At 51.4% G+C, this 26,055-nt stretch carries 25 protein-coding genes and 1 other RNA gene; 20 read left to right on the forward strand and 6 right to left on the reverse strand.

The window, feature by feature from the left end; genetic code table 11:
• Positions 1-38: 38 nt before the first annotated feature.
• From xseB to DACE_RS03045, 5 genes are read left to right on the forward strand one after another with little or no spacing between them, the layout of a single operon-like run.
• Positions 39-263: an exodeoxyribonuclease VII small subunit gene (gene xseB, locus DACE_RS03025; protein WP_005998220.1), complete on the forward strand. Its 225-nt coding sequence runs from the start codon at positions 39-41 to the stop codon at positions 261-263.
• A gap of 39 nt (positions 264-302) precedes the next feature.
• A complete protein-coding gene (locus DACE_RS03030; RefSeq protein WP_005998221.1) occupies positions 303-1,196 on the forward strand; it encodes a polyprenyl synthetase family protein in 894 nt (297 codons plus the stop codon).
• A gap of 25 nt (positions 1,197-1,221) precedes the next feature.
• Positions 1,222-3,099 carry a 1-deoxy-D-xylulose-5-phosphate synthase gene (dxs, locus tag DACE_RS03035; RefSeq protein ID WP_005998222.1) on the forward strand — a complete coding sequence of 626 codons (1,878 nt, stop codon included), beginning with the start codon at positions 1,222-1,224 and terminating at the stop codon, positions 3,097-3,099.
• A gap of 36 nt (positions 3,100-3,135) precedes the next feature.
• Positions 3,136-3,999, forward strand: coding sequence for an HDOD domain-containing protein (locus DACE_RS03040; protein WP_005998223.1), 864 nt, complete (start codon positions 3,136-3,138; stop codon positions 3,997-3,999).
• Complete coding sequence (locus DACE_RS03045; RefSeq protein ID WP_005998226.1) at positions 3,989-4,555, forward strand: GAF domain-containing protein; 567 nt, start codon at positions 3,989-3,991, stop codon at positions 4,553-4,555. Before DACE_RS03040 ends, DACE_RS03045 begins: the two co-directional genes overlap by 11 nt.
• 131 nt (positions 4,556-4,686) lie before the next feature.
• On the opposite strand, the gene DACE_RS03050 is transcribed toward DACE_RS03045, so the two are convergent.
• On the reverse strand, positions 4,687-5,625 hold the full coding sequence (locus DACE_RS03050; RefSeq protein ID WP_005998228.1) for a class 1 fructose-bisphosphatase: 939 nt from the start codon (positions 5,623-5,625) through the stop codon (positions 4,687-4,689).
• A 28-nt stretch (positions 5,626-5,653) separates the two neighbouring features.
• Positions 5,654-6,433: a sulfate transporter CysZ gene (cysZ, locus tag DACE_RS03055; protein ID WP_005998230.1), complete on the reverse strand. Its 780-nt coding sequence runs from the start codon at positions 6,431-6,433 to the stop codon at positions 5,654-5,656.
• Between the two features lie 198 nt (positions 6,434-6,631).
• Between cysZ and ssrS the strand changes: the two genes are divergently transcribed.
• The 8 genes from ssrS (at position 6,632) to DACE_RS03090 (ending at position 12,986) form a co-directional block, all read left to right on the forward strand.
• Positions 6,632-6,814: non-coding RNA, 6S RNA (ssrS, locus tag DACE_RS17770), on the forward strand.
• A 166-nt stretch (positions 6,815-6,980) separates the two neighbouring features.
• Positions 6,981-8,198 carry a TraB/GumN family protein gene (locus DACE_RS03060; protein ID WP_005998231.1) on the forward strand — a complete coding sequence of 406 codons (1,218 nt, stop codon included), beginning with the start codon at positions 6,981-6,983 and terminating at the stop codon, positions 8,196-8,198.
• A gap of 215 nt (positions 8,199-8,413) precedes the next feature.
• A complete protein-coding gene (locus tag DACE_RS03065) occupies positions 8,414-8,881 on the forward strand; it encodes a ferritin-like domain-containing protein (RefSeq protein WP_005998233.1) in 468 nt (155 codons plus the stop codon).
• Positions 8,882-9,076: 195 nt separating this feature from the next.
• Positions 9,077-9,364: an antibiotic biosynthesis monooxygenase family protein gene (locus DACE_RS03070; protein ID WP_005998235.1), complete on the forward strand. Its 288-nt coding sequence runs from the start codon at positions 9,077-9,079 to the stop codon at positions 9,362-9,364.
• Between the two features lie 94 nt (positions 9,365-9,458).
• The gene (locus DACE_RS03075) at positions 9,459-10,994 is read left to right on the forward strand and encodes an acyl-CoA carboxylase subunit beta (RefSeq protein WP_040366052.1); all 1,536 of its coding nucleotides are present in this window, start codon (positions 9,459-9,461) and stop codon (positions 10,992-10,994) included.
• A gap of 15 nt (positions 10,995-11,009) precedes the next feature.
• Positions 11,010-11,375, forward strand: a complete 366-nt coding sequence (locus DACE_RS16985) for an OadG family protein (protein WP_005998239.1) — start codon at positions 11,010-11,012, stop codon at positions 11,373-11,375.
• Complete coding sequence (locus tag DACE_RS03085; protein WP_005998240.1) at positions 11,368-11,847, forward strand: biotin/lipoyl-containing protein; 480 nt, start codon at positions 11,368-11,370, stop codon at positions 11,845-11,847. Before DACE_RS16985 ends, DACE_RS03085 begins: the two co-directional genes overlap by 8 nt.
• An 11-nt stretch (positions 11,848-11,858) precedes the next feature.
• On the forward strand, positions 11,859-12,986 hold the full coding sequence (locus DACE_RS03090; protein WP_005998242.1) for a sodium ion-translocating decarboxylase subunit beta: 1,128 nt from the start codon (positions 11,859-11,861) through the stop codon (positions 12,984-12,986).
• A gap of 110 nt (positions 12,987-13,096) precedes the next feature.
• Here DACE_RS03090 and purB read toward each other — a convergent pair whose 3' ends face one another.
• On the reverse strand, positions 13,097-14,449 hold the full coding sequence (gene purB, locus DACE_RS03095; protein ID WP_005998244.1) for an adenylosuccinate lyase: 1,353 nt from the start codon (positions 14,447-14,449) through the stop codon (positions 13,097-13,099).
• A 387-nt stretch (positions 14,450-14,836) separates the two neighbouring features.
• Between purB and DACE_RS03100 the strand changes: the two genes are divergently transcribed.
• The 3 genes from DACE_RS03100 (at position 14,837) to DACE_RS03110 (ending at position 17,589) form a co-directional block, all read left to right on the forward strand.
• On the forward strand, positions 14,837-16,084 hold the full coding sequence (locus DACE_RS03100) for an OmpA family protein (RefSeq protein WP_005998246.1): 1,248 nt from the start codon (positions 14,837-14,839) through the stop codon (positions 16,082-16,084).
• Between the two features lie 141 nt (positions 16,085-16,225).
• Positions 16,226-17,089: a DUF748 domain-containing protein gene (locus DACE_RS03105; RefSeq protein WP_005998248.1), complete on the forward strand. Its 864-nt coding sequence runs from the start codon at positions 16,226-16,228 to the stop codon at positions 17,087-17,089.
• A 59-nt stretch (positions 17,090-17,148) separates the two neighbouring features.
• Complete coding sequence (locus tag DACE_RS03110) at positions 17,149-17,589, forward strand: HIT family protein (RefSeq protein WP_005998250.1); 441 nt, start codon at positions 17,149-17,151, stop codon at positions 17,587-17,589.
• Between the two features lie 148 nt (positions 17,590-17,737).
• Here the strand turns inward: DACE_RS03110 and DACE_RS03115 are convergent, their stop codons facing one another.
• Positions 17,738-19,096 carry an NAD-dependent succinate-semialdehyde dehydrogenase gene (locus DACE_RS03115; protein WP_005998253.1) on the reverse strand — a complete coding sequence of 453 codons (1,359 nt, stop codon included), beginning with the start codon at positions 19,094-19,096 and terminating at the stop codon, positions 17,738-17,740.
• A 274-nt stretch (positions 19,097-19,370) separates the two neighbouring features.
• Between DACE_RS03115 and DACE_RS03120 the strand changes: the two genes are divergently transcribed.
• Complete coding sequence (locus DACE_RS03120; protein WP_005998254.1) at positions 19,371-20,171, forward strand: rhomboid family intramembrane serine protease; 801 nt, start codon at positions 19,371-19,373, stop codon at positions 20,169-20,171.
• Positions 20,172-20,196: 25 nt separating this feature from the next.
• Complete coding sequence (locus DACE_RS03125) at positions 20,197-20,679, forward strand: aminoacyl-tRNA deacylase (protein WP_005998255.1); 483 nt, start codon at positions 20,197-20,199, stop codon at positions 20,677-20,679.
• Between the two features lie 574 nt (positions 20,680-21,253).
• On the opposite strand, the gene DACE_RS03130 is transcribed toward DACE_RS03125, so the two are convergent.
• Positions 21,254-22,030, reverse strand: a complete 777-nt coding sequence (locus DACE_RS03130; protein ID WP_005998256.1) for an enoyl-CoA hydratase/isomerase family protein — start codon at positions 22,028-22,030, stop codon at positions 21,254-21,256.
• A gap of 352 nt (positions 22,031-22,382) precedes the next feature.
• On the opposite strand from DACE_RS03130, the gene DACE_RS03135 reads away from it, so the two are divergent.
• Both DACE_RS03135 and DACE_RS03140 read left to right on the forward strand, forming a co-directional pair.
• Positions 22,383-23,663: a DEAD/DEAH box helicase gene (locus DACE_RS03135; RefSeq protein WP_005998257.1), complete on the forward strand. Its 1,281-nt coding sequence runs from the start codon at positions 22,383-22,385 to the stop codon at positions 23,661-23,663.
• A gap of 210 nt (positions 23,664-23,873) precedes the next feature.
• Positions 23,874-24,698 carry an SIR2 family NAD-dependent protein deacylase gene (locus DACE_RS03140; protein WP_005998258.1) on the forward strand — a complete coding sequence of 275 codons (825 nt, stop codon included), beginning with the start codon at positions 23,874-23,876 and terminating at the stop codon, positions 24,696-24,698.
• Here the strand turns inward: DACE_RS03140 and DACE_RS03145 are convergent.
• Positions 24,683-25,996 (reverse strand): YihY/virulence factor BrkB family protein, encoded by a 1,314-nt coding sequence (locus DACE_RS03145; protein WP_005998259.1) that lies wholly within the window; start codon positions 25,994-25,996, stop codon positions 24,683-24,685. The two genes, DACE_RS03140 and DACE_RS03145, sit on opposite strands and share 16 nt — an antisense overlap.
• Positions 25,997-26,055 lie beyond the last annotated feature (59 nt).

Raw genomic sequence — 26,055 nt, forward strand, 5'->3', positions numbered from 1 at the left:
GACTGCGTTCAGGGTAAATCCACAGGAGAAAAGATATCATGGCTAAGGGCCCCTCTTTTGAAGACGCCATTAAAACTCTGGAAGCCTGTGTCGAACATCTCGAGCAGGACGATCTGCCCATTGACGAGGCACTCAAACAGTTTGAGACCGGCGTAAAAAACGTCCAGAAGTGCCAAAAAGCCCTGGAGGGTGCCAGACTGAAAATTGAACAATTGACCCGGGACCAGAACCAACAGCTCACAACGGAAACTCTGGACCTGTAAAACGGCATCATCACGGTATTCAGCGATACGGAATCACTCATGGATTTGAAAAACTATCTCACCAGCCAGCGCCAACGCGTCGAGGAGGCCTTGGCGCAAACTCTGCCGCCAAAACAACAGCACCCCACCCAACTGCACGAAGCCATGCATTATTCGGTTTTTGCCGGGGGCAAGCGACTGCGTCCCATCCTGATGATGGCGGCATGTGAAGCGGTTGGCGGAGATATCGAAAATGTGCTACCAGCAGCCTGCGCCATGGAGATGATCCATACCTATTCACTGATCCATGACGATCTTCCGGCGATGGATGACGATGATTTACGGCGTGGACAACCAACAAACCATAAAGTGTTTGGTGAGGCCACAGCCATTCTCGCTGGAGACGCCCTGCTGACGGAAGCCTTTGTTGTGCTGTCGGCTCCGTCTGACTCAGTACAAATCAATGACCGTACCCGCCGTGAAGTGATTCAACTGCTGGCCCGTGCCGCAGGAGCAGCAGGGATGGTCGGTGGTCAAATTGTCGATATGGAAGCAGAAGGGATGGAGCAACCGGATCTGGCGACGGTGGACTATATTCACGCCCATAAAACCGGAGCCTTAATCCTCGCCTCCATTCGTGCCGGAGCCCTGCTTGGCGGTGCGAATACGGAACAATATGAAGCCTTAAGCCGGTTCGGAAAACTCGCTGGACTCGCGTTTCAGATTGCCGACGACATTCTCGACATCACCGGAGATCAGGAACAGCTCGGTAAAGATATCGGCAGTGATCAGGAACGGGGTAAGGCTACCTATCCGGCCGTTCTCGGTTTAAGCGAATCGATCCGCCGGGCCACAGAACTGCACCAACAAGCCTTGAAAGCGCTGGAGCCGCTGGCAGATGCGGCAGAACCTTTGCGACAAATTTCGCATTACATTATTAATCGCTCGTCGTAGCGTTGAGAAAAACAATATACAGCTTATGAGTCATTTACTTGAAAATTTGGAAACACCGGCAGACCTGAAGGATTTCTCTCTCAATGAGTTGACTGTCCTGGCGCAGGAACTGCGCGATGAAATTATCAACACGGTCTCCCATACCGGTGGGCATCTGGCGAGCTCATTGGGCATTGTCGAACTGACAATCGCCCTGCACTACGTCATGAATTCACCGCGTGACAAGATCATCTGGGATGTCGGCCATCAGGCCTATGCCCACAAACTCCTGACCGGTCGTCTGAATCTGTTTAACACCCTGCGTCAACTTGACGGAATCAGCGGCTTTCCCAAACGCAAGGAAAGCCCCCACGACTGCTTTGATGTCGGTCACTCAAGCACCTCGATCTCCGCAGCTCTGGGCATGGCGGTTGGCCGCGACTGCAAAGAGCTCAACAATAAAGTGGTTGCGGTGATCGGCGACGGTTCACTGACGGCTGGACTGGCCTTTGAAGCGCTCAACCATGCCGGCCACCTCGACCGCAACATGATCATCATTCTCAACGACAATGAGATGTCGATCTCACCCAACGTCGGCGCCCTGTCCTCATTTCTCAGTCGCAAGATGACGTCACGGCTGTTTGTCCGTTTCAAACGGGAGACCGAGATCTTCCTCAAGAGTGTGCCGCGCTTCGGCAAAGACTTGGTTCAACTGGCAAAACGCACCGAAGACTCCTTTAAGGCGTTTGTCACTCCAGGGATGCTGTTTGAAGCCTTCGGCATCGAGTATGTCGGTCCGATTGACGGCCATTCCATGGATGAGCTGATTGAAACCCTGCAGAACGTTTCGCGCCTCGATGGCCCATCATTGATCCACGTAGTGACCCGCAAAGGCAAAGGCTACCAACCTGCTGAAGACAACCCAGCCCTGTTCCATGGGGTTGGACCGTTTGACAAAACCAGCGGCAAAGTAAAAACCACAACGGGAGCCCCCCCCAGTTACACCTCTGTTTTCGGTGAGTATCTCTGTCAATTGGCGGAAAAAGATTCGCGTCTGGTGGCCATTACGGCTGCAATGTGCACCGGCACCGGCCTGGTTCCCTTTGCCGAACGTTTTCCCAAGCGTTTCTTTGATGTCGGTATTGCCGAGCAACATGCGGTCACATTGGCCGCAGGCATGGCCTGTGAAGAACTGCGCCCGGTTGTTGCCATCTATTCGACCTTCCTGCAACGGGCTTATGACAATGTGTTACACGATGTCTGCCTGCAAAACCTGCCGGTCACGTTTGCCCTGGACCGGGGAGGCTTGGTCGGCGCTGACGGGCCAACACATCACGGCGTCTTTGATCTGTCGTATCTGCGCCATATTCCCAATGTGACGGTTGCCGTCCCGCGCGACGAGTTGGAGCTGAAACGCGCCATGCTCACAGCCACCACCAGCGACGGCCCCTTTGTTTATCGCTACCCACGCGGCAACGGTTTGGGCTTGCAGCAAACCGATGATTTCAAACCACTTACCATCGGTCAGGGGGAAAAACTACGCGAGGGTCAGGCGGCCACGTTGGTCAGCATCGGTACCTTTGCCGAGACAGCCATGGATGTTGCTGTTAAACTGTCTGAAAAAGGCATTGAAATTGCCGTTGTCGATGCCCGGTTCCTTAAACCACTCGATCAGGAACTCTTGATTGCTGAAGCGCGTCGTACCGGTAACATCATTACGCTGGAGGAAAATGTTCTTGCCGGCGGGTTTGGCAGTGCGGTAATGGAATTGATGGAGAAAAACCGCCTCTATCCGCGCGTTATGCGCCTAGGCTTACCCGATGAATTTATTCAGCAAGGAAGTCACGACGAGCTGTTAAAACTGCACGGTCTGGATGTGGATGGCCTCACTGAAAAGATTGCTGAATTTCTTGAGAACAACTGATACGAACACAATGAATTGAGGATTTGTAAAGCGCTTATGAATTGTTCCGTTGTCGACAGCATCCGAAAGATTAAACAACTCCCGCCACCCAGCGGCTTGTGTCGGGAAATCATCCAGATCGTCTCGGATGAGCAGGTTGATCTGATCGACCTGGTCAGCATCATCAATAAAAGTCCGGCGATAACCGCGCGAATACTGCGCTGCGCCAACTCCGCCTACTATGGACAACGCGGCGAGATTACCACGGTGCGCGAAGCGATCATTCGCGTTCTCGGACTGGCGATCACCCGCAGTCTGTCTCTAGCCATGGCTTTAAGCGGCAATTTTGATGTTCAACAGAGCCGCCTGTTTAATTGTCACCGTTACTGGTTTAATGCCGTCACAACAGCCGGTATGGCGCAAAGCCTGTCCCACTTTCTGTTTGTACGGGAAAAACCGGCTCCGGCCACAGCGTACACAGCGGGCTTACTACATAATCTCGGTTTACAGGCCTTGGTGCACTGTTTTCCCTTGGAGATGGAAAAAGTCTTTGCCTCCAGCCAAGGCAGTTTAAGCGAGCGCATCAATAATCAGCTCGGCATTAACCACCATCAGGCCGCCAATCTGCTGGCGGAAGCCTGGGATCTTCCCCAGCCCATTTCTCAAGCCTTAAACGGTCTGGCCTGCGATGACGACCTTGAAACATCTTCACCGCTGACTCAATTGATCTGGATCAGTTCCCAGCTTTCCGACACGCTTTATCACGAACAGTGCGATCCCTTTGCCAGCCTAGTCATCCCGGAAACGGTGATCAGTATGGAACATGTTCAAAAAGTCTACTCCGATACGCGCGACCAGCTTGAGTCGTTACACGAAATGGCCCAACTCATTACCGGCTGCGGAGGACAAGATGAGCAATAAGTACCCTTTTTCAGACATTATTCTCAATCTCTCGGATAACTTTGACGACCTGCTTGAGTCCTTATCCACGCTGCAACGGCTGGGAGAATTACCGGCTCACCGTCTGACCGAACAGGTGCTATTGGAAAATGCCCTGGAGATTTTGCACCACTCCATCAAGGCGACCCGCTGTTGCATTTACACGTTGCCGCCCCAAGAACTCACGCTGCTGGAAAACGCCCCACTGGGAAGCGTGCTTGCCATTGATTGTGAAGGAATTCCGAAACAATGCAATGCAACCCGCATTGAAGATATGTTTATACGCACCACTCTGGAAAAAGGCACCATGCAAGACTGTGACGACTGCACCACCCTCGACCTCGGCTCCGACCTGTTAGAAAACGAAACATCGATCATCAGCGTTCCCTTAATGGTCACAGAGCAACTGTGCGGCGTGATTACCACCAGCCATAGTGGTCGCCAACATTTTAATGCCTGGGGGTACCGACTGGTTGAACTGTTCAGCACGTTTCTCGGCCAACAGCTTGCGTTGTGCCGTTGCCAAAATCAGGCTTAACACAAAGTGTAAAACTCCCAGCCATAGGCTGCATAGCCTGTTAATCACATCTATTCGACAATAAAAAAATCCGATGCGGCTTAACCACATCGGATTTTTTTTGCATAACCACCGCGAAAATTACTCACACACTATTCCTGGGCAATAAACGATTCGGCCAGCGCCACATCTTCACGACAACCGATAAACACCGGCGAGCAATCATCAATGCCCTCCGGATCGATATCAAGAATCGGCTTGCTCCCGGTTGAAGCGGCACCACCGGCCTGCTCAATCAAGAAAGCCATCGGATTCAGTTCATACAACAGACGCAACTTACCATCTGGGCGCCCCTGAAGATGCGGATACATAAAAATACCACGCCCCTTCATCAGGATCTGGTTAATATCCGGAACAAACCCTCCGCTATAACGCAGCTTATGACCTTTTTCCTCCAGTGAGCGCACAAACGCTTCCGTTCCCGACGTGTAGAGATTGCGCTGACCGCCGGGAGAGTAAATACCACCTACCTTATCGATAGTGACATTCTCTTTAACCAGGGTGTATTCCATCAACTGATTCATGCCAAATTCATGAACGCCATCTCCAGTCGAATACACCAGCGTGGTCCGCGGGCCGTAAAGAATGTACATGGCTGCCGCCTGGTTGCGTCCACACTGCAAGATATTATCCCCCTCATAGATGGAAATAATCGTGCCGACAGCCAGATTGACATCAACCAGTGACGATCCGTCAAGAGGATCATAGGCAACCGAATAACAGACTTTATTAGTACACTCGAAGTTGATGATTTCGTTGTTCTCTTCAGAAACAACATTGGACACAACACCGGAATTTTTCAAACGTTTCTGCAAAATACGATCAGAGAGCACATCCAGTGCCAGCTGTTCTTCACCGTAAAGATTGGACGTACCTGCCACACCCAGATCACCGGTTCGAATTGAGTTGATAATATATTTGGAAGCTTCAGCGATTTCGCAGATCACCTCACGGAGTCGACGTTCGACTTTTCGTTCACGTAAATGCCTGCGTAAATCGATCTGAAACTTCGTTGTTCCCGGTGCGCCCATGAATGAATACTCCTTGGTAAGAAGAAAGTTAACGCCCTGACAATTCCGTTTCCGGATCACACAGACAGCACAAACGGGTTGCGGCGATCACTGCAATGGGAATTGTCACAAACTGCACAAACGGAATCATTAACATACACATCACAGCCAGACCGAAACCAACGGAGGCCATGAAATTTCCTTTGATAAAACGTTTTTGATCCGCAAAACCCAGATGCTTGCGACCAAAAACGAAGCCGGTATATTCGACCACCAGAAAAAACAGCGTCAAGGCAACAGAAAAAAACGCGTACACCGGTGACCCGACGACAGGAATCATATTAAACAGCAACAAAAAAACCATCAACGCGACAAAAATTGACATTTTGCGCAGTTCATCCCTGAGGACCCGCCACACATCGGCCATAAACATTTTCAGCGAAAAGGGCTCGGTATTCGGCTGGCCGGTTAAAATCTCTTCGGTGCGCTCGGAAAGGATATCGTTAAATGGTGAAGCAATCAGGTTACCAACCACAGTAAAGGTAAAAAACACAATCACCGCCGTTAATAACCCTGCAATGACTTTGACAACAACCGCCAGAATCTGCCAGTACCAAGCATCTTGAGGTGCAAGATACTCACCAACCATGCCGTTGAACAAATCAACCCCCCAATACAACGTTGCCGAAAACACCACAACATTGATCACAAACGGAATCGCCACATATTTAAGGAGCGAGGGATTGCCACCGAGAAAACGAAAGGCGTGCAACAACGAGAAAAAACCGGTACTGAACCGACGAACACCCGTAAACGGTATGGACTTCATGGATCGATTAAAGCCTTTTTAGAGAGGAGATAACTTAGCGTAACAAAAAACGAAAATAATCCTAACACGTCACAAAGGGAAAACCAAGTTCCGACAACTTTTTGTGTTACTTTGTTACGATGGCAAACGAACCAGTAAGGCAACGACTTTAACCTTGCCACGCCTGCATCGTTTACCTATACTGACAGACAGTAAGATTGCTCTCTACGCGGCAGGTGATATCTAAACGCCCACGCGGAATAATTTTACATCCGGGGTTCTTTTTCAGTGATGATGTGTGCCAGCCCTCCTCTGCAGAGGGACGCCTGATTCGTCGCTCAGGAACCCCACCTAATGGCTCTCGTTGTGAGGCCAAAGATTCACGGCAGGCGTGGAGAGCTCTACTAAGTAAAGGCATCTGGATGGTTTCCGATGCCTTTTCTACTGTCCGGCTTCTGTGAGTGAACATCGTGTTTGCCGCAAACGTTGCCGTTTAAACGATGTATGCTCTTTTAACCAAACACGTTTCTGCCCCGGCAGACGCTATAGGACGATACGGTTTTTATCCATGTCTCAATCCTCCCCCTTGGCAGATTCACCAGAATCGCAGAATAATACGAACGAATCATCCGACATCCACCGTTTAACCCATCACGGCAAAGAGATTATCCTCATCGGCACTGCGCATATCTCCAAAGAATCAGTTGCCACCGTCACCCGTGCCATTGAACAAGAGCAGCCGGATTGTGTCTGTGTTGAACTGGATGAACAACGCTATCAGACCCTTAAGGATCGCAACCGCTGGGAAAAACTCAACATTCTCCAGGTGGTCAAAAATGGGCAGGTACCGTTCCTCATGGCCAACCTGGCCTTGGCATCGTTCCAGAAACGGATGGGCTTACAGACCGGCGTCAAGCCGGGTGAGGAACTTGCTGCCGCAGCACAAACGGCTGAAGACCATGACATCCGTGTCGCTTTGGTGGACCGAAACATCCGCGTTACCCTGTTGCGTGCCTGGCGCAAAACCGGGCTGTGGAAAAAAATGAATCTGGTCGCTACGCTGTTTGCAGGCATGTTTGAAAAACAGGAACTCGACGAGGAGGAACTCAGCCAATTACGCCAGACCGACAGCCTTTCCTCAATGCTCGAAGAGATGGGCGAGCTGCTTCCCGCTGCAAAAACTATCCTGGTCGATGAACGCGATGCTTGGATGACCTACCACATTCTTCAAGCCGCTGGAGAAAAAACCGTTGCCGTGGTCGGTGCAGCTCATGTCCCAGGGATCAAAAGATGTCTGGACGATCCACCACACGATGATGCCATTGGAGAGATGGGGACAATCCCCCCCAAAAGCGCTCTTTCAAAAGCGATTCCGTGGATCATCCCGGCAATTGTTGCACTCATGTTTATCGTCGGTTTCTTTTATGGCGACCGCAGCCGACTGATGGATGCCGCCACGGCGTGGGTCCTGGCCAACGGCGCTCTTTCCGCACTGGGTGCCTTTATCGCCCTGGGACATCCCTTGACTGTCCTCTCTGCCTTTATTGCTGCGCCATTGACCTCACTCAATCCCACCATTGGTGCCGGCTTTGTCACGGCACTGGTTCAAGCCATGATGGCACCACCAACAGTTGCTGACATGGAGAACGTCAGTGACGATATTGCCCAACTACGCGGCTGGTGGTGTAATCGGGTGACCCGGGTTCTGCTGGTCTTCTTTCTCTCCTCCATAGGATCAACCATTGGCACCTTTGTTGCTTTTGGCTGGCTGAAAGATCTTATCTAAGGACTACCGGCCCCATAAGCAGGACCGTTAGGCCTCTTAAAGAATGTTGCTGAGCACAGCAGCGTTTTTTAAACCCTTTTTCAAACCAAAGAGTTGCAGTCACGGTTCGTCTTCCCCTGACGTATTAAGGTGTTAATTACACATTGCATCTGAACGCGATATTGTATACAATCTCGACGATTTGTTTATGTACCTATCGTGGAGGGAGTGAGCACATGTCTGAAAAAATTGATCTGCAACAAGCCATTAAAGAAGCCATGCAAACTGAAAAAGATGCCATGGACTACTATAAATACGGTGCTGAAAAGATGTTTGACGAAAAAGCCAAACGATCTTTTGAGATCCTCGCTAAAGAGGAAAAGCAGCATGCGCACATGTTTTACGCCATCTACAAAGGCGACGATATTCCCGACTTTGAAGCTTTTATCGCCTCGGCACCAAATACCGAGTCAAGCTGGTGGAAAGCACTTCAACAAGCCATGCTTGGTGACTTTGATGAGCGTAAAGCCATTGAACTGGCCATTGACCAGGAACTTGAACTGGAAAAAAATCTGCGCGCCATGGCAGAGAAGATCGATGATCCTGAAGTTAAGAAAATTTATCTGGCCAATGCCCGCTCAACGCATCACCATTATGAACTGTGTCAGGAAGAGCACAACGCGATCCTCGGCCAATCGAGCTGATTTTAAAGCCCGCCCTGTGTGACAGCGGCGGGCTTTTTCATTACCAACTAAAACCATATCGAGTAAAAAACATCAATATTTATATCCGGGCTGCAGTCTGAGAAACACGTGGTATACTCCTCCCATTAGTCAGAGTACTGAAATCATTCATGTTTCAGTTTTTCTCATTTCACGACACACACAGGGAGTTACTGCATGGCCGTCAAAATCATTATCATCCGTCAGGTCCCCCAGGAAAAAGAACCGGAAATCCGCCCATTACTCCTCAAAATGCGCTCTCTGGCCCACGCCCAGAACGGCTACATCTCTGGCGAAACCTTGATCAACTTCGATAATCCCAGCGAACGTATCGTTATCAGCACCTGGAAAACTCTCGAAAACTGGAACGACTGGCTCAACAACGATCAGCGTATCACTTTACAAAGTGAGGTTGATCGTATTCTCGGTCATGAGACCCTCTATCAAATTTACTATAACGGTTAATCGGCGGTTACCTGGCGGTTAACGGGTCCGCAACGACGTTCGCGGCCCCTCCCGACATCTCCTTTTTTCAATGCATTCCACGTGGAGAGACACCATGGAAAATAAAATAGATCAACTTCTGGCACTGCGACAACAAGCGTTGCAGGGTGGCGGATTAGAGCGTCAGAAAAAACGCCACAGTTCCGGACGCTATACGGCCAGAGAACGGATCGATCTGTTGCTTGATGAAAACAGTTTCGAAGAGTTTGACATGTTCAAAACACATCGCTGTACCCATTTTGACATGGGAAAAAATAAGTGGCCGGGTGACGGTGTCATTACCGGATACGGCACCATCAATGGCCGGTTGGTGTATATTTTCTCCCAGGATTTTACCGTCATCGGCGGTTCCCTGTCAGAAACCCATGCGGAAAAGATCTGTAAGATCATGGATATGGCCCTGAAGAACGGCGCTCCGATCATCGGCCTTAATGATTCGGGCGGTGCCCGGATTCAAGAAGGGATCGAAAGTCTGGCCGGCTATGCAGAGATTTTTCAGCGCAATGTCATGTGCTCCGGGGTGATCCCGCAGCTTTCGGCTATTTTCGGACCTTGTGCCGGTGGTGCAGTGTACAGTCCGGCATTGACCGACTTTACCGTGATGGTGCGAGATCACAGTTATATGTTTCTCACCGGTCCCAAAGTGGTGAAAAGCGTCACTGGTGAGCAGGTGGACGTAGAGCAGCTCGGCGGCGCCGAGATTCACACCACCCGCAGCGGTGTCGCTCATCTGGCTGTTGAAAATGAGTTCACGGCTCTGGATACGCTCAAACAACTGATCAGCTATCTGCCACAAAACAATATGGCATCTGCCCCGCTGGTGGAAAACGATGACCCGCCAACCCGGACAGTTCCAGAACTCAGTCAACTGGTGCCGGTTGACGCCAATCAACCCTACGATATGAAAACCGTGATTGCCCCCCTGGTGGATGACGGCAGTTTTTTCGAAATCCAGCCGGATTTTGCCCCAAACCTGATCATCGGCTTTGCCCGCTTCAACGGCCAGAGCGTTGGTCTGGTAGCCAACCAGCCCGCCCACATGGCCGGTGTTCTCGATAACGATGCATCGATTAAAGGCGCCCGCTTTGTGCGTTGTTGCGATGCCTTCAATATTCCACTGATCACCCTGGTAGATGTTCCGGGGTTCATGCCCGGCACAGTTCAGGAATATGGCGGCATCATCCGCAATGGCGCCAAACTGTTATATGCCTATGCTGAAGCCACGGTTCCCAAAATCACCATCACCACGCGCAAAGCCTATGGCGGTGCTTATTGCGTCATGAGTTCCAAGCACCTGCGCGGCGATATCAATTACGCCTGGCCCTCAGCCGAAATCGCCGTCATGGGGGCCAAAGGGGCGGTTGAACTGATTTACGGCCGCAGCCTCGAAGGTCAAACCGACGCCCTCTCCCAACGGGAAGCGGAATACAGCGAGGCGTTTGCCAATCCCTATGCCGCTGCTGAGCGCGGTTATGTCGATGATGTGATTCTTCCGGAGCGCACTCGGCTGCGCATTTGCAAGGCTCTGGCCATGTTGGCGGATAAGCGCGACAGCAACCCGCCGCGTAAACACGGCAACATCCCGCTGTAACCGACAGGAGCATGTATGATCCATTTTGACCTGACCAACGTTCTACGCGGTGACGGCATCACCACTACCATCATCGGCATGACCATTGTCTTCAGTGGTCTGTTGTTGATCAGCCTGTTTATCCGACTGTTACCTAAAGCCCTCACGGCATTGGATCGCATCACCTCACCGCAGCAAGCCTCTGCGTCCCAACCGGCACCGAATACAGTTCCCAGCGAAGAGGAGATCCATGCTGCGATCTGTCTGGCCATCCATATGGAACTGGAGCGGTGTGGTGGTGACCTGCAGCGCATCACCATTGCCCAACGTCCCGCTTCTGGCTCGTTCTGGAATTCGGCAGGAAAAATGAGAAGTCTTTCGGACAGGAGTCCCCATGCGTAAATATCAACTGACCATCAACAAAAAATCGATCACTGTCAACCTCAAGGAACTGACCGCCGAAGCTGCCGAAGTTGAAGTAAACGGCACCAGATATCAGGTAACCATTGAGGATATCCATCAGGATGAAGAAACAATGACCGGTCCAACCAGCCGCAGCCTCACTCGGCCGGTAAATGCGGTCACGCCATCAGCACAAACGTCGCCTACACAGGGAGACCAGAGTGGTTCGGTGTGCGCCCCTATTCCCGGATCCATCATTGCCGTCCTTGTTAAAACCGGCGACGAGGTCCAGGCTGGGCAACCGCTGTTCAAGATGGAAGCGATGAAAATGGAGAATGAGATCAACAGTCGAGTCAACGGCACCGTTGCCGCTATCCATGTCCAGCAAGGCGATAGTGTGGCTCAGGGGCAGGAGATCCTGTTGATTGAAGTCAAGCCGCCGCGTCGTCGCCAATCCGACCTGAAAGATTAAAGGATCCGCGCATGGAAATGTTCAGTCAATTCATCAATGGAACCGGATTTGTCTCGTTAAGCTGGGGCAATCTAATCATGCTGATCATCGGCATCATCTTCATAACTCTGGCCATCATAAAAGATTATGAACCGTTGCTGCTGGTGCCCATCGGCTTCGGGGTTCTGGTCGGCAACATTCCGCCGGTCGCCGGTATGGCGTTGAGTGTTTATGATGACGGCAGCGTACTGCGCTATATCTACTACGGTGTCAGCGAAGGAATTTATCCGCCGCTGATCTTTCTCGGCATCGGCGCTATGACCGATTTTTCCGCCATGTTATCCAACCCCAAGTTGGTGCTGCTCGGTGCCGCCGCTCAGGTTGGTATTTTTCTCACCCTGATCGGTGCTCTTGCGTTAGGGTTCACACCTCAGGAGGCCGGGGCTATCGGCATTATCGGTGGTGCAGACGGCCCGACGGCCATCTTCCTGTCGTCCAAACTGGCTCCCCATCTGCTTGGATCCATTGCCATTGCCGCCTATTCCTACATGGCCTTGGTTCCGGTGATTCAGCCGCCGATCATGAAACTGCTCACCACCCGCGAGGAGCGTCTGATCCGTATGGCCGCGCCACGCAGCGTCAGTAAGCGGGAACGGGTCATCTTTCCGGTCGGTGCGTTTCTGATCTGTGCCATGATCGCGCCCGGCTCCATGGTCTTGATCGGTATGCTGTTTTTTGGCAACCTGCTCAAAGAGAGTCTGGTCACCGACCGATTGGCCAATACAGCACGTAATGCCATGATCGATATCGTCACCATCCTGTTGGGCTTTTCCGTTGGCGCCAGCACCAGTGCTGATCATTTTTTGACACCACAGTCCATTCTGATCTTTGCGCTTGGCGCCCTGTCCTTCTGCATTGCCACTGCCGGAGGAATCCTATTTGCCAAATTTATGAACCTGTTTTTGAAGGATAAGATTAACCCACTGGTCGGCGCTGCTGGAGTCTCAGCCGTGCCCGATTCAGCCCGAGTGGTTCACAACGTGGGGCAAAAAGAGGATCCCGGCAATTTTCTGCTCATGCACGCCATGGCGCCCAATGTTTCCGGGGTCATCGGCTCGGCCATTGGTGCCGGTGTGCTGTGGACGGTCTTGGTCAAATAATCGCGCTCACCTCTACGGCGGTCACAGGACAGCACACACCCGAAAAATAAGAAAAGCGGCGTCATCACGACGCCGCTTTTCTTATAACAAACACACTCTGTTTCTTAAAACTACAACAGATCCGCGATTTCCGGAGCGATACCGATATACCCTCCCGGAGTCAACTCTTTTAAACGTTTTTTATCCTCTTCCGGCAGTTCCAGACCTTCGACAAATTCACGAATAATCTCCGACGTGATCTTCTGGCCGCGAGTCAATTCCTTGAGTTTTTCGTAGGGATTTTCAATGCCCGCCTTGCGCATCACTGTCTGAATCGGTTCAGCAAGAACCTCCCACGCCTGGTCCAGATCATGAGCCAGCTTCTCTTCGTTGAGCTTGAGCTTGCTCAATCCCTTAAGGGTCGAATGATAAGCAATCATGCTGTAACCGAAACCAACGCCCATATTGCGTAGTACCGTGGAATCGGTCAGGTCACGTTGCAGCCGTGAGATGGGCAGTTTGCTCGACAGATGTCCAAACATGGCATTGGCCAAACCGCAGTTGCCCTCGGAGTTTTCAAAATCAATCGGATTGACTTTATGCGGCATGGTTGAAGAACCGATCTCACCTTTGATGGTTTTCTGACCAAAGTAGGCCATGGAGATATAGGTCCAGATATCCCGGTCAAGATCGGTAAGAATGGTATTCCAACGACACAGGGCATCAAACAGCTCAGCCATGTAGTCATGCGGTTCGATCTGGGTCGTGAACAGGTTTTGAGTCAGGCCGAGGCTCCCTTCAATGACCCGCTTGGCCAGAGCCGGCCAATCCACATCAGGATACGCCGACACGTGAGCGTTGAAGTTGCCAACCGCTCCATTGAGCTTGCCGAGGATCTCCACAGCAGCAATGCACTGACTCTGCTTCTTCAGACGAGCCACAAAGACCGCCAGCTCTTTGCCGATGGTGGTCGGAGATGCCGTCTGTCCGTGGGTACGAGCCAACATGGGTACAGCCCGAAATTCATGCGCCAACCTGGCAACCTCATCAACAATCTCCTGTTGCAACGGCACCAGAGCCGCCAGACCATCTTTGAGCATCAAAGCATGAGACAGATTGTTAATATCTTCTGAGGTGCAGGAAAAGTGGATAAATTCGGAAATATCTTCCAGAGTGGTCCCGGTGATCTGCTCCTTGAGGTAATATTCCACCGCTTTTACGTCGTGGTTGGTGACACGCTCCAGAGCTTTAACCTTCTCGGCACGTTCGGGGGTGAAATCATCAATCATCGACAGCAACAGTTGCTGCTCTTCATCGCTTAGAGACCGACATTCTACAATGTCTTTCTCAGCGCAAAGTTCCAGCAGCCACATCACCTCAACCTTGACCCGGTTACGCATCAACGCATATTCGGAAAAACACTCGGTCAAGGGAGTTACTTTGGACGCATACCGTCCATCAATCGGACTGATCGCAGTAATCATTCTGTATTCTCCTTACAGCTCTGGCATGAAATGGATGCGGCACTATATCGCATCACCGAACCGCTCGCAAGAGCTTTGCCGCACCATTGACAGCTCTGGAATCATTGCAATTTGCCTCCGCCATACCTGACATAACAGCCCATAAACAAAGGTCTATTTTTCATGTTGAGAAATATAATTATTACAAAACCTTACATCGGATTCCATTTGACTTTTTGGTGATGATAGCTATGCTGGCATGATATAAGATTTAATTTTTTTCAGGAAAACTCAATGGTGAGTGGACCTGCCCTATTCTCAGATGATGTGTCTGGCCATGGGTTCTTGCAGGAATTTTACCCGAATCGCCCTTCCAGCCGGATCAATCTGAATTTTTAAGGAGGAATTATGAAAAAGTGGCACTTAGCAGCCCTGCTGTTCTGTCTCATTCCCCTCAATCTGTTCGCTGCACAGTCCAATCAAGCGGCTCAAACCGGCCGGTTCTTTGTCAACCCGATGGTCGGCATCATTGACATGGAAAGCAGCAGCTACGATCCCGAACTCAACTACAGCCTCGGCGGTGGGTACAACTATAACGCCAACCTCAGTAGCGAAATTCTGGCAACCTACGCCGAAGACAAAAGTGGTTCAGACAGTGATGTGTACAGTATCTCCATTGGCGGCATCTACCACCTGATCCCGGAAGAAAGCCTGGTGCCTTATCTGGTCGCCGGACTCGGACTGTTGACCGTTGATGAGGATGGTGAAGACAATGACCACCATGGCCAGCTCAATTATGGTGCAGGTCTGAAATACTTCCTCTCCGATGACTTTGCCGTCAACACGGAAGTCCGTCACATGCTGGCCACCAGTGGTGAATCCAACAACCTGCTGGCCAGCGCCGGTCTGGTTTACTATTTCGGCGGCCAGAAACCGGCACCGGCACCGTTGGACAGCGATGGCGACGGCGTCATCGATGCTGACGATCAATGCCCCAACACTCCGGCTGGTGTCACGGTAAACAGCATGGGTTGTCCGTTGGATACCGATGGCGACGGTGTCTATGATTATCTTGATAAATGCCCCGGAACACCTGCAGGCGTTGCCGTTGATGGCAAAGGGTGCCCGCTGGATACCGATGGCGATGGCGTCTATGATTACCTCGACAAGTGCCCGGGCACACCGAAAGGCGTGGCTGTCGATGCCGTGGGTTGCCCGTTGCCAATGGATAGTGACGGCGATGGCGTTTATGACGATGTTGACCGCTGCCCCAACTCTCCGGCGGGAGCTCATGTCGATGAATATGGCTGCCAACTGGTCCTGACCCTGTTGATTGAGTTTGACACCAATAAAGCGGATATCCGCCCGCAGCACATTCAGGACATGACCAACGCCGCCGCGTTCATCAACAAATATCCGGGCGAAAAGATCCTTATTTCCGGGCATACCGACAGCGACGGCAGTGAAGCCTACAACCAACAACTGTCGCAACGTCGTGCTGATGCCGTCAAAGCGTACTTGATCCAGAACTACGCTATTGACGGAACCAATCTGACCGCCAAAGGTTTTGGTGAAAGTCAACCGATCGCCGACAACACCACGGCTGCCGGCAAGCAGAAAAACCGCCGCGTTGAACTGAGCCTGTTTAACAACTAATCCACACAAAACTTAATACAGCCGTCCTGAGCACTCAGGGCGGCTGTGTTTTTTTAATGGAAAACTAACCCTCGCATCAGCTGCTTTTTCTTACAATCAGGTCTATAGATCGCGGCTTGTGCCCCCGTCATGGAGTCTGCTATGAAAACTCTTATCAAGCTCGTCGTTGTGCTACTGGTTATTGTCGCAGTGATCGTTGGAGCAGCAACCTTCTATCTCGATTCCATTGCCAAAAAAGCCGTCGAATATGGGGGAGAAAAAGCGCTCGGGGTTACAACCAAGGTTGACAGCCTGCATATTTCCCTGCTCGGCGGCAGCAGTGAACTTGGAGGTTTTACCATTGCTAATCCGCAAGGATTTGAGCAACAACACTTTATGAAACTCGACAATGCTGCGGTGGCCATCAATCTGCAGTCCCTGACATCGCAGACCATCCGTATCTCTAAAGTCGCTCTGTCCGGCTTGCACCTGGCCATCGAACAACAGGATCAGGCATCTAATGTCCAGGCGTTACTGAAAAACGTGCCGAAATCTCAAGGATCGACGCCCGCGAGCACTTCAAGCGATTCCAGCACAACTGACAGCGGTAAAAAATTCATCATTGAACACCTGATCCTTGAAGATATCAATGTTTCGGCCCAACTGACGGCGTTGGGCAACAAAGTCAGCCAGGTCAGCCTGACGGTTCCGCCCATCAACATGACCAATGTCGGCGAAAAAAACGGCGGCATGACCATGGAACAACTGATCGAATTCATTGTCCAAACCGTTGTCGAAGCCACAGCCAACAATTCAAGCGGACTTTCCCCAGCCCTGTCGCAATTACTTAACGCCGACCTGGCAAGCTTGGACAGCTTAAAAGGAAGTGCATCCGAAGCCGTGAGTAAAAAGATTGATGAAGCTCGCCAGAAAGCTCTCAAAAATATCCAGTTACCGGAAGGCAGCGACGAACAGTTAAAACAAACGACCGACAGCTTGCTCAAAGACTTACTCAACGACAAATAACCGTAACCATCGCGACCTGACAACTCATCAGGTCGCGAATTTTTTCAACAGGATCACGAATGACCGATACATTCACCCTTAATCAGCAACTGGCCAAGGACTGCATCGTCCTCGGCTCTCTCGGTGACAGTCTGTTACTTTTACTCAACAACTCTCTGGTTCCCTGGTTTATTCTGGTGCCACGCACCAACGCGTGTGAAATTCACGATATGCCCGCCGAAGAGCAACAACGGCTATTTGCCGAAATGATGGAACTGGCACGTTTTGTCGATAACGAATTCAAACCGGACAAAGTCAATACCGGTGCCATCGGCAATATGGTCCGCCAACTCCACGTCCATATCATTGCCCGTTACGAAGATGATTATTGCTGGCCACAGGTGGTTTGGGGGCGCCCGGAAAAGAAAGTTTACACCCAGAAGGAAATTGATAGGATTGTCACCCGACTGACATCACGCTTAAAAGAACGGTTTGTTGTCGACCAAAACTTGAATAAATAAGGTGAATAAAACGCCATAAAAGACTGAAACAACAACTAAAAAATGATGTTCGACGTGCCGAACTTTTCAGTCTCAGGTACGCTCCACAAAAAAGCACCGATCAGAGGATCGGTGCTTTTTACGTGAATGGGTTGATGGGAGCAAGCGCTTATTTGATCCATACAGTCTGGATGTTAACAAACTCCTTAATACCGTAATGGGATAATTCACGGCCAAATCCAGAGATGCCAACACCACCAAACGGCAGGCGAGGATCACTCTTGGTCATACCATTAACGAACACCGCACCGGAACGGATCTGTCCAGCAATCTTTTCACCTTTCTCGATATCCGTTGTCCACACAGAACCGCCCAGGCCAAACTCAGTATCGTTGGCGACAAAAAGTGCCTCTTCGGCGTCCTTAACACGGATCACAATCGCCACCGGGCCAAAGAACTCTTCGCTGTAGGCCGGCATCCCCTTTGCAACTTCAGTGAGAATGGTAGGCGGATAAAACGCCGCTTCGCCGGGAACACCGCCCAGCGCAACCTTAGCGCCTTTAGCCACAGATGCTTCCACCTGGTCATGCAATTCACGCATCAGGTCCTCGCGTGCCTGCGGGCCGACCTGGGTAGATTCATCACAGGGATCTCCAACCTTCAGTGCTGCCATATTGGCTTTAAATTTCTCCAAAAAGGACTCATAAACCCCATCTTCAACGATGAAGCGCTTGGCCGCAATGCAGCTTTGCCCTGAGTTAATACAGCGTGCCGTCACGGCAACAGATGCAGCCAGATCGAGATCGGCATCATTCAACACGATAAACGGATCACTGCCACCCAGCTCCATCACCGATTTTTTCAGCATGGCTCCCGACTTTTCCGCGACCTTACGCCCGGCGATATCACTACCGGTCAAGGTGGTGGCCACCACATAGGGATGCTCGATCACTTGGGCCACTTTGCGTGAGCCGATCATCAGCGTGCGAAATACATCGGCCGGGAAGCCCGCCTGAACAAACACCTCTTCAATCGCCAGAGCACAGCGCGGCACATTTGAAGCATGCTTGAGTACGCCAACATTGCCAGCCATCAGTGCCGGAGCGGCAAAACGAAACACCTGCCAAAACGGAAAGTTCCACGGCATGACCGCCAACACAATCCCTTGCGGTCGAAAGGCCACATAGGAACGACTGGCATCACTTTCGATCGGCTCCGGGGCCAACATCTGCTCGGCATTGTCCGCATAGTATTCACAGACCAGAGCGCATTTCTCAACTTCGGCGCGCCCTTCCACCACCGGTTTCCCCATCTCCAGGGCCATCATTGTGGCAAATTCATCTTTGCGTCGTCGCAGCACCTCAGCAGCCTTAAGCATCAACGGCTTGCGCTCGGCAAACGTTGTGGTTCGCCATTTCAAGTAAGCGTTATGAACCGTTTCAACGGTGGAGACCACCTGCTCATCAGACCATTCTGCAAAAGTTTCCAGCACGTCACCTGTCGCCGGATTCAGAGATTCCAGAGCCATCGTTTCCCTCCTTATTCATTCGCAACAAAATTGTGTTCAGCTTTATTTATAGACCGCCTTCAGCATAACCGCCAAAAGCGCTGTATACAACTGTGTATCATAACGTCATCACAAGGGCCAGATCAACAAAATAACATTGTTAACTTATTGGTTTTAAAGGCATCTAGCTAAAAAACTCAGTGACTTCTCTTGATTGGCAGACAAATTTCTGCAATAGTCTGACTTCAAACAGAATCACCCCCTTAAGCTTTTTGATCGGCAAGGAGACCAGCACGTGGATTGGAAACGTTTTTTCGATAACCTGGGCATGAATGGGACACGTTGGCAATGGCGCATTATGAAATGGCAGCGTCAATGGAAGCAGGTCAAACGTGGTGAAGGGGTTGCCAGCAGTAACTTCTCCATCTCCCAGGTACTACTGTTTGTCAATCTGGTCCTGTTCTCAGTGATGATCCTGCGCGGTATGGCAACGGGAGGCGGTATGTCCAGCCTGCTCAGTCCCAATGCCGAGTTACTGGTTATCTCAGGTGGACAATGGTGGCCGCTTGTCATTCAGAACGGTGAATGGTGGCGTTGCATTACGTACGCCTATACCCATGCTGGACTGATCCATATCGGTTTCAATATGATGGTGCTTTATCAAGTCGGCCCCATGCTGGAGCGGGAGATCGGCCCGAGTGGCTTCATCTCCCTGTATACCATCACGGCACTGGCCGCGACCGGACTCGGCTATTTCTGGCACCCCATGACCGTGGTCATTGGCGCTTCCGGTGCCCTGTTCGGCATGATCGGCTTTTCCATCACCTATTTTCACCGAATTGGTGGCCACCAAGCACTTGCCCAGCGTGACTTCATGATCCGTTGGGCCATCTTCGCCTTTATCTTCGGCTTTCTTGTCGGAGCCGATAATGCCGCTCATTTGGGCGGTGCCGTCAGTGGTGCCGTATTTGGATTGGTCTACCCGATCGCTCTGCGCACCCGACGCACTCTGGCTCCGCTGACCAACACCCTGGCGGCCGTGAGTCTGATTGCGACTGTTGCCAGCCTGGTGTTTCTGGTGCTGAGCTGGTTTTAACCCCGTTTCTTATAGATCGACTGTTATGGCTAAAGTTAAATTTCCAACAACACAGGCTGTTCGCCAACTGAAACAGCACAAAGTCCGCTACACCCCACAACTCTATGCCTATGAGGAAAAAGGGGGAACACGCGTATCGGCACGAGAGTTGGGCGTTGAGGAACACGCTGTGATCAAAACCTTGGTCATGGAGGATGAACACCAATCACCGCTGATTATCCTCATGCACGGTGATTGCGAGGTTTCCACCAAAGAGATGGCCCGTACTCTCAATGTCAAACGGATCGCCCCGTGCAGTCCAGACATCGCTCACAAGCATACCGGCTACCAGGTCGGCGGCACCTCCCCTTTCGGCACCTTAAAGCCTTTGCCCGTTTATGTGGAACGCACCATTCTTGATTTGCCGTTGATTTATATCAATGGCGGGAAACGGGGCTTTCTGGTCAGTCTGGCTCCTGAAGTGTTGGTGAATGTGTTACAGGCAACGCCTGTTGAGGTGGCGATCTAACACTTATCCTCCGCACAGAATTCGCTGATCCGGTCCAAGTGGTTCATCTTACGGAACAGCCCGCATCAGTCCTCAAGCAGGTTGCCGATACCCATCGCGCTGACGTTCATTGCGTTCGGTGCTGCTGAACGGGAGTGCTTGGCTGCTCAATGACAGACGAACAAAGGGGTGGGCACCGTCCCACCCGTTTGATCGGTGCCACACCAGAGATAAAGCGCGACTTAAGGTTGTTATCAACGTTTTATGCCATTGCAGATGAGTTGCACGATTCGTCGACCTAAAGGGCGGCGAGCCGAATCTGTGAAGCATCACGGAAACAGACACAGTGTCGGTGGATCCAGGTTCAGGAGGTGTTCAAGCCGGTTTTTGCATCTTTTGAGCGGCCAGTCAAAAGGATGTCGGCTGCCGGGGCGAAACCCGGCGACCTTGACTGTGATCTTCATTTTACTTGGTCCGCAGTTCACTCCATTCGATGCTGCTAAGCGGAAGGCTTCGCTGCTATAAGTCATAGAGCGGCACAACAAAGCGCCCCTGCCATAAGGTCAGAAGACGCTTTGTTGATAAAAACATTGTATTACCGCCGTTGCCACTGCGGCTGTCGTTTCTCAAGAAACGCCCGCACGCCCTCTTCGGCATCTTCAGTGGAACACAACGCAGCAAACAGATCATCCATGCTCTCTAAGCCCTGATGATATGGCACATCCTGCAAACGTCGCAGCCCCTCTTTGCCGATGCTCAACGCCAGCGGGCTTTTCTTCACTAGCTTTTTCGCCAATTTGAGGGTTTCCTCCTCAAGCTCATCATCAGCCACGGCTTTATTGATCAAGCCCAGCCGTTCCGCTTCTTGGGCCGTGATCATGTCACCGCTCAACACCATCTCCATCGTCTTTTTGCGACCGATCAACTTTGTCATCGGTGCTGCCGGTCCCAGACAGATCAGGCCAACATTAATCGCCGTGGTGCCAAACATGGAGGATTCAGCAGCCACGGTCAGATCACAACCAAATGAGAGCCCGGCCCCATTGGCCACGGCATAGCCCTGCACAGAAGCGATTGTCGGCGTATTCAGACGGTTGAGAGTATGATAAAACGCATCAATACCGTAAAGGAACTGCCGGTATTCCAAAGAGCTTTTGTTGTTGAACTGATCAAGCGAAATCCCGGTGCAGAAATGTTTTCCCGCCGCTTTGACAACAATCACGCGGATATCCTCATCACGTTCGAAATCCCACAACGCCTGATCCAGCAAGTCGGCAAACTCTGGGGTGAAAGTGTTCATATGTTCAGGACGGTTTAAGGTGATAAAACCGATCTGATCTTGTCGATCCGTCAAAATACAGGGGTCTGCCATGGTCTCCTCCATAAATAGGTCAATTTTAAAACATCGTTTAAATAATAACACATCATATTCAGAAGACACGATATACGTCAATGCCAATGGTGAAGAAAAGTGCCTATCAGTGGCTCCCCGTTGTCATAAAACAGATATGTAAAAACGTCATACAGAAATAGTAATAGACAGCTGCAATCAAACCTGTTAGTGTGTTTCATTCTTGGTGCCCATCGGTCGGCACCCGTTGTGTCCTCGGTAGTATCTCTTTTTTGCGACATTCCCCTGACACCCTGTTACAGCGTCTCCCGCCTCATCGACCGATCCTCGGCACTGCCCAGGATAGGCTGGTTACCATTTTGGAGTACAATTTTTGACGAAGTTTAACGACCTCGGCCTGTCGGCCGAACTGTTGCGTGCTGTTGCCGATCAAGGTTACAGCGAGCCCACCCCGATTCAAGCACAAGCCATTCCCGCCGTCCTTAATGGTGGCGACATTCTCGCCGCAGCGCAAACCGGCACCGGTAAAACCGCCGGTTTTACTTTGCCCGTCCTGCAGCGACTCAGCGACACTCCGGTGTCTTCAGGACGCCGCCCGGTACGCGCGCTGGTTCTGACACCGACACGTGAACTGGCGGCCCAAGTCGGTGCCAGTGTTGCTGATTACGGTAAATATCTGCCGTTGCGCAGCGCCATTGTTTTTGGTGGTGTTAAAATCAATCCGCAAATCAGCATGTTGCGCAAAGGTGTGGACATTTTGGTGGCAACCCCCGGCCGTCTGCTTGACCATGTGTCGCAGAAGACCGTTGATCTGTCCAAGGTGGAAATTCTTATCCTTGACGAGGCAGACCGGATGTTGGATATGGGATTTATCCGCGACATCCGCAAAGTCCTTGCCCTGCTGCCCAAGAAACGCCAGAACCTGTTGTTTTCGGCAACCTTTTCCGATGACATCAAACGTCTGGCGGATTCACTGTTGAATACACCGACTCTGATTGAGGTTGCCCGTCGCAATACGGCATCCGAACAGGTGGAACAAAGCGTTCACCTGATTGAAAAAAGTCGCAAGAGGGAGCTGCTCTCTCATATGATCGGCTCACAAAACTGGCAGCAGGTACTGGTCTTTACCCGTACCAAGCGCGGTGCCAACCGTCTGGCCCAACAGTTGGAAAAAGATGGCCTCAAATCCACAGCCATCCACGGCAACAAAACCCAGGGTGCACGCACCAAGGCGTTGGCTGATTTCAAAGCAGGCCGAGCACGGGTCCTGGTTGCCACGGATATTGCCGCACGTGGTCTGGATATTGATCAGCTACCCAATGTCGTTAACTACGAGCTTCCCGATGTGCCGGAGGATTATGTCCATCGCATTGGCCGCACTGGTCGTGCCGGACGTGACGGCAAAGCGGTATCTCTGGTGTGCAGTGAGGAAAAAAAGCAGCTGCGCGACATTGAGCGGTTACTAAAACGGCCCATCGCCAAAGAGGTGATCGCCGGTTATGAGGTGAGTACGACCAACAAACCTACGGCCCGGCCTGCGTCTCAGCCGAGAAAGAGTGCTCAGCGCAACCAACGCCCCAACCGTAACGCCGACGCTGGCCAAAAAAACGCGTGGTCAGGACGACGTAAGCCCTCATCGAGAGCCGCTGTTTAACAGCCAGCTCCCTGACCAATACACCTTAAAAAGACCTTCCGAAAAAGCGTTCGGAAGGTCTTTTTTTATTGCAATAGTCCTCACTCAAGTGCAAACGAGAGGACTTCTATCTTGCCCAGAACCCCGGTTGCCACTATTCTGAAAAGAGAACAGCTCCTCATCCAGTCCATAAATCAGGATAATTCGAAAGACTTTTGCGGAGACAAAGACATGGCACAAAAGAGCTTACAGAAAGCGGTCGACTATCTGCAGCAGGCGGAAGCGTTAGTAATCAGCACAGGTGCCGGCATGGGCGTGGATTCAGGCCTGCCTGATTTTCGTGGCGACGAAGGGTTCTGGAATGCCTATCCCATGTATAAAAACCTCGGCATCAACTTTTACGACGCTGCCAACCCTATCCACTTTTCCCGCGATCCGGAATTCGGCTGGGGATTCTACGGCCACCGTACCAATCTGTATCGTGAAACCGTACCCCATAACGGGTTTTCCCTGCTCCAAAAATGGATAAACACATTGGGACTGGACAGTTTTGTGGTCACATCCAATGTCGACGGTCAATTTCAAAAGGCGGGCTTTGACGTTGAACGGATTGTTGAGGTGCATGGTTCCATTCATCACCTGCAATGCCAGCGCCCCTGCCGTCGCGACATCTGGCGCAACAACGAGGAGATTCCCGTTGATTTTACCACCATGCGCGCCCAGCATCTGCCCCACTGTCCCCATTGCGGCGAGATTGCCCGACCCAATATTCTCATGTTCGGTGATTTTTCGTGGATAGGCGATCGTAGTGCCGCCCAGGAGAAACGCTTCAATGAGTTTCTCATCCGCCATAACGGCAAACGGCTGGTGATTATTGAAATGGGTGCCGGAACGGCAGTTCCGACCATTCGCCACTTAACTCAAACGTTAGCCCAGAAACCCAATGCAATAGCGATCCGCATCAATCCACGCGAGCCACAGATTTCCGCGCCAAACATCGGTCTTTCACTCGGCGCTCTGGAAGGACTGATGGCCATTGATCAGGAATTATTCTGAGGCGAATCGTTGACTGATGTCTTGTCGATCAATTCCGGGAGGTTAAAACCACTCAGATAATCATGATAGAAGCGGTTAAGGGGGCCGACAACCGCACTCACCTCCCGATCAAGCGTCTGAGAAATCCCAGGTTCAAGGATCAGCTCCAGGTCGATAATTTCTGCAGATTTCTGTGGAACCACCACCAGAGCATCTTGTGTTTCATCATCCGCCACCACCACAATGTCGCAGGCTTTGAGGCGTTCCAGCGCCAGAAGCGCCTGGGCTTTCGGCATGGAAGCCGCTTCCAGCAGCTCCTCCATCGGCCAGGGTGTCCGCCCCTGTTCGAAGCGATTATAAATCAACAGCAACAGCTCCAGCACATGCATCGGTTCCCACTCGTCATCGCGACTCCCCTTGCCCAGCAGACGACTGATATGACCACGAAACTGAAACGCCCAGCACAGTTCTACACCCAGCAAGGTGATCATCCACGACACATACAGCCAGATCATGAAAATCGGCAGCGCCGCCATAGTGCCGTAAATAGCATTGTATTTGCCGACGCCATACTGGAAGTTGATATAAGCCCACTGTGTCAACAACCACAGACTACCGGCACTGATGCCACCGACCAGAGCGGACACCAACTTGACCTTGGTATTGGGCACAAACATGTAGAGAAAAATAAACGCCGCCCAAATCGCAAAAAAAGGCAACACCTCAAACAGCAACAGCAGCGCATCACCAAACACCGGCTTGCTCAACAGCCATTGCACCACATGCTGGCTGCGAATCGAGGTATTCATGGACACGGCGGCGAGAACAAACAATGGGCCGAGGGTGACGACCGAGAAATAATCGGCGAAACGGCGGAACAGGGATCGGGTTTCCTGCACCTGCCACAAATCATTGAATGATTTTTCGATGTTGGACAAAAGTGCGAGAACGGTAAACACCAACATCACCAGACCAACGGATCCAAGGCGGCCGACATTGGTGTTGTTAATGTAGGTGATGATATTGGCAACAACTTCTTCAGAGCCGACAGAGAGTTGCTTGAGAAGCATCGGTTCAATGGTGTTATGAACACCGAGCCCTTTAAGCAGGGCAAACATGATGGCCAGCAGGGGAATCAGCGCCAGTAACGTATTGAAGGTCAATGCCGCCGCATGTTGAATGCAATTGTGGCGGCGAAAACCGATCAGTGCTGCTGCCAGCACTCGGGCAATGTCATAGCCACCCCGTTTGCCATCATCTGCCCACAAATCTCTGGCCAGCCACTTCTGCCATTTTTCCACGGATGCTTTCAATACCACGCGTTGTCCTCCCGACTCCGTCCGTTTTACACTTTAGTTTAAAACAAGCAGGCCAAAAA

This window comes from Desulfuromonas acetoxidans DSM 684, from assembly GCF_000167355.1.
GTDB classification, from domain to species: Bacteria; Desulfobacterota; Desulfuromonadia; order Desulfuromonadales; family Desulfuromonadaceae; genus Desulfuromonas; species Desulfuromonas acetoxidans.

Coding starts and splice junctions, on each gene's coding strand:
- xseB (WP_005998220.1), top strand. CDS start 39: ATGGCTAAGGGCCCCTCTTTTGAAGACGCCATTAAAACTCTGGAAGCC.
- DACE_RS03030 (WP_005998221.1), top strand. CDS start 303: ATGGATTTGAAAAACTATCTCACCAGCCAGCGCCAACGCGTCGAGGAG.
- dxs (WP_005998222.1), top strand. CDS start 1,222: ATGAGTCATTTACTTGAAAATTTGGAAACACCGGCAGACCTGAAGGAT.
- DACE_RS03040 (WP_005998223.1), top strand. CDS start 3,136: ATGAATTGTTCCGTTGTCGACAGCATCCGAAAGATTAAACAACTCCCG.
- DACE_RS03045 (WP_005998226.1), top strand. CDS start 3,989: ATGAGCAATAAGTACCCTTTTTCAGACATTATTCTCAATCTCTCGGAT.
- DACE_RS03050 (WP_005998228.1), bottom strand. CDS start 5,625: ATGGGCGCACCGGGAACAACGAAGTTTCAGATCGATTTACGCAGGCAT.
- cysZ (WP_005998230.1), bottom strand. CDS start 6,433: ATGAAGTCCATACCGTTTACGGGTGTTCGTCGGTTCAGTACCGGTTTT.
- DACE_RS03060 (WP_005998231.1), top strand. CDS start 6,981: ATGTCTCAATCCTCCCCCTTGGCAGATTCACCAGAATCGCAGAATAAT.
- DACE_RS03065 (WP_005998233.1), top strand. CDS start 8,414: ATGTCTGAAAAAATTGATCTGCAACAAGCCATTAAAGAAGCCATGCAA.
- DACE_RS03070 (WP_005998235.1), top strand. CDS start 9,077: ATGGCCGTCAAAATCATTATCATCCGTCAGGTCCCCCAGGAAAAAGAA.
- DACE_RS03075 (WP_040366052.1), top strand. CDS start 9,459: ATGGAAAATAAAATAGATCAACTTCTGGCACTGCGACAACAAGCGTTG.
- DACE_RS16985 (WP_005998239.1), top strand. CDS start 11,010: ATGATCCATTTTGACCTGACCAACGTTCTACGCGGTGACGGCATCACC.
- DACE_RS03085 (WP_005998240.1), top strand. CDS start 11,368: ATGCGTAAATATCAACTGACCATCAACAAAAAATCGATCACTGTCAAC.
- DACE_RS03090 (WP_005998242.1), top strand. CDS start 11,859: ATGGAAATGTTCAGTCAATTCATCAATGGAACCGGATTTGTCTCGTTA.
- purB (WP_005998244.1), bottom strand. CDS start 14,449: ATGATTACTGCGATCAGTCCGATTGATGGACGGTATGCGTCCAAAGTA.
- DACE_RS03100 (WP_005998246.1), top strand. CDS start 14,837: ATGAAAAAGTGGCACTTAGCAGCCCTGCTGTTCTGTCTCATTCCCCTC.
- DACE_RS03105 (WP_005998248.1), top strand. CDS start 16,226: ATGAAAACTCTTATCAAGCTCGTCGTTGTGCTACTGGTTATTGTCGCA.
- DACE_RS03110 (WP_005998250.1), top strand. CDS start 17,149: ATGACCGATACATTCACCCTTAATCAGCAACTGGCCAAGGACTGCATC.
- DACE_RS03115 (WP_005998253.1), bottom strand. CDS start 19,096: ATGGCTCTGGAATCTCTGAATCCGGCGACAGGTGACGTGCTGGAAACT.
- DACE_RS03125 (WP_005998255.1), top strand. CDS start 20,197: ATGGCTAAAGTTAAATTTCCAACAACACAGGCTGTTCGCCAACTGAAA.
- DACE_RS03130 (WP_005998256.1), bottom strand. CDS start 22,030: ATGGCAGACCCCTGTATTTTGACGGATCGACAAGATCAGATCGGTTTT.
- DACE_RS03140 (WP_005998258.1), top strand. CDS start 23,874: ATGGCACAAAAGAGCTTACAGAAAGCGGTCGACTATCTGCAGCAGGCG.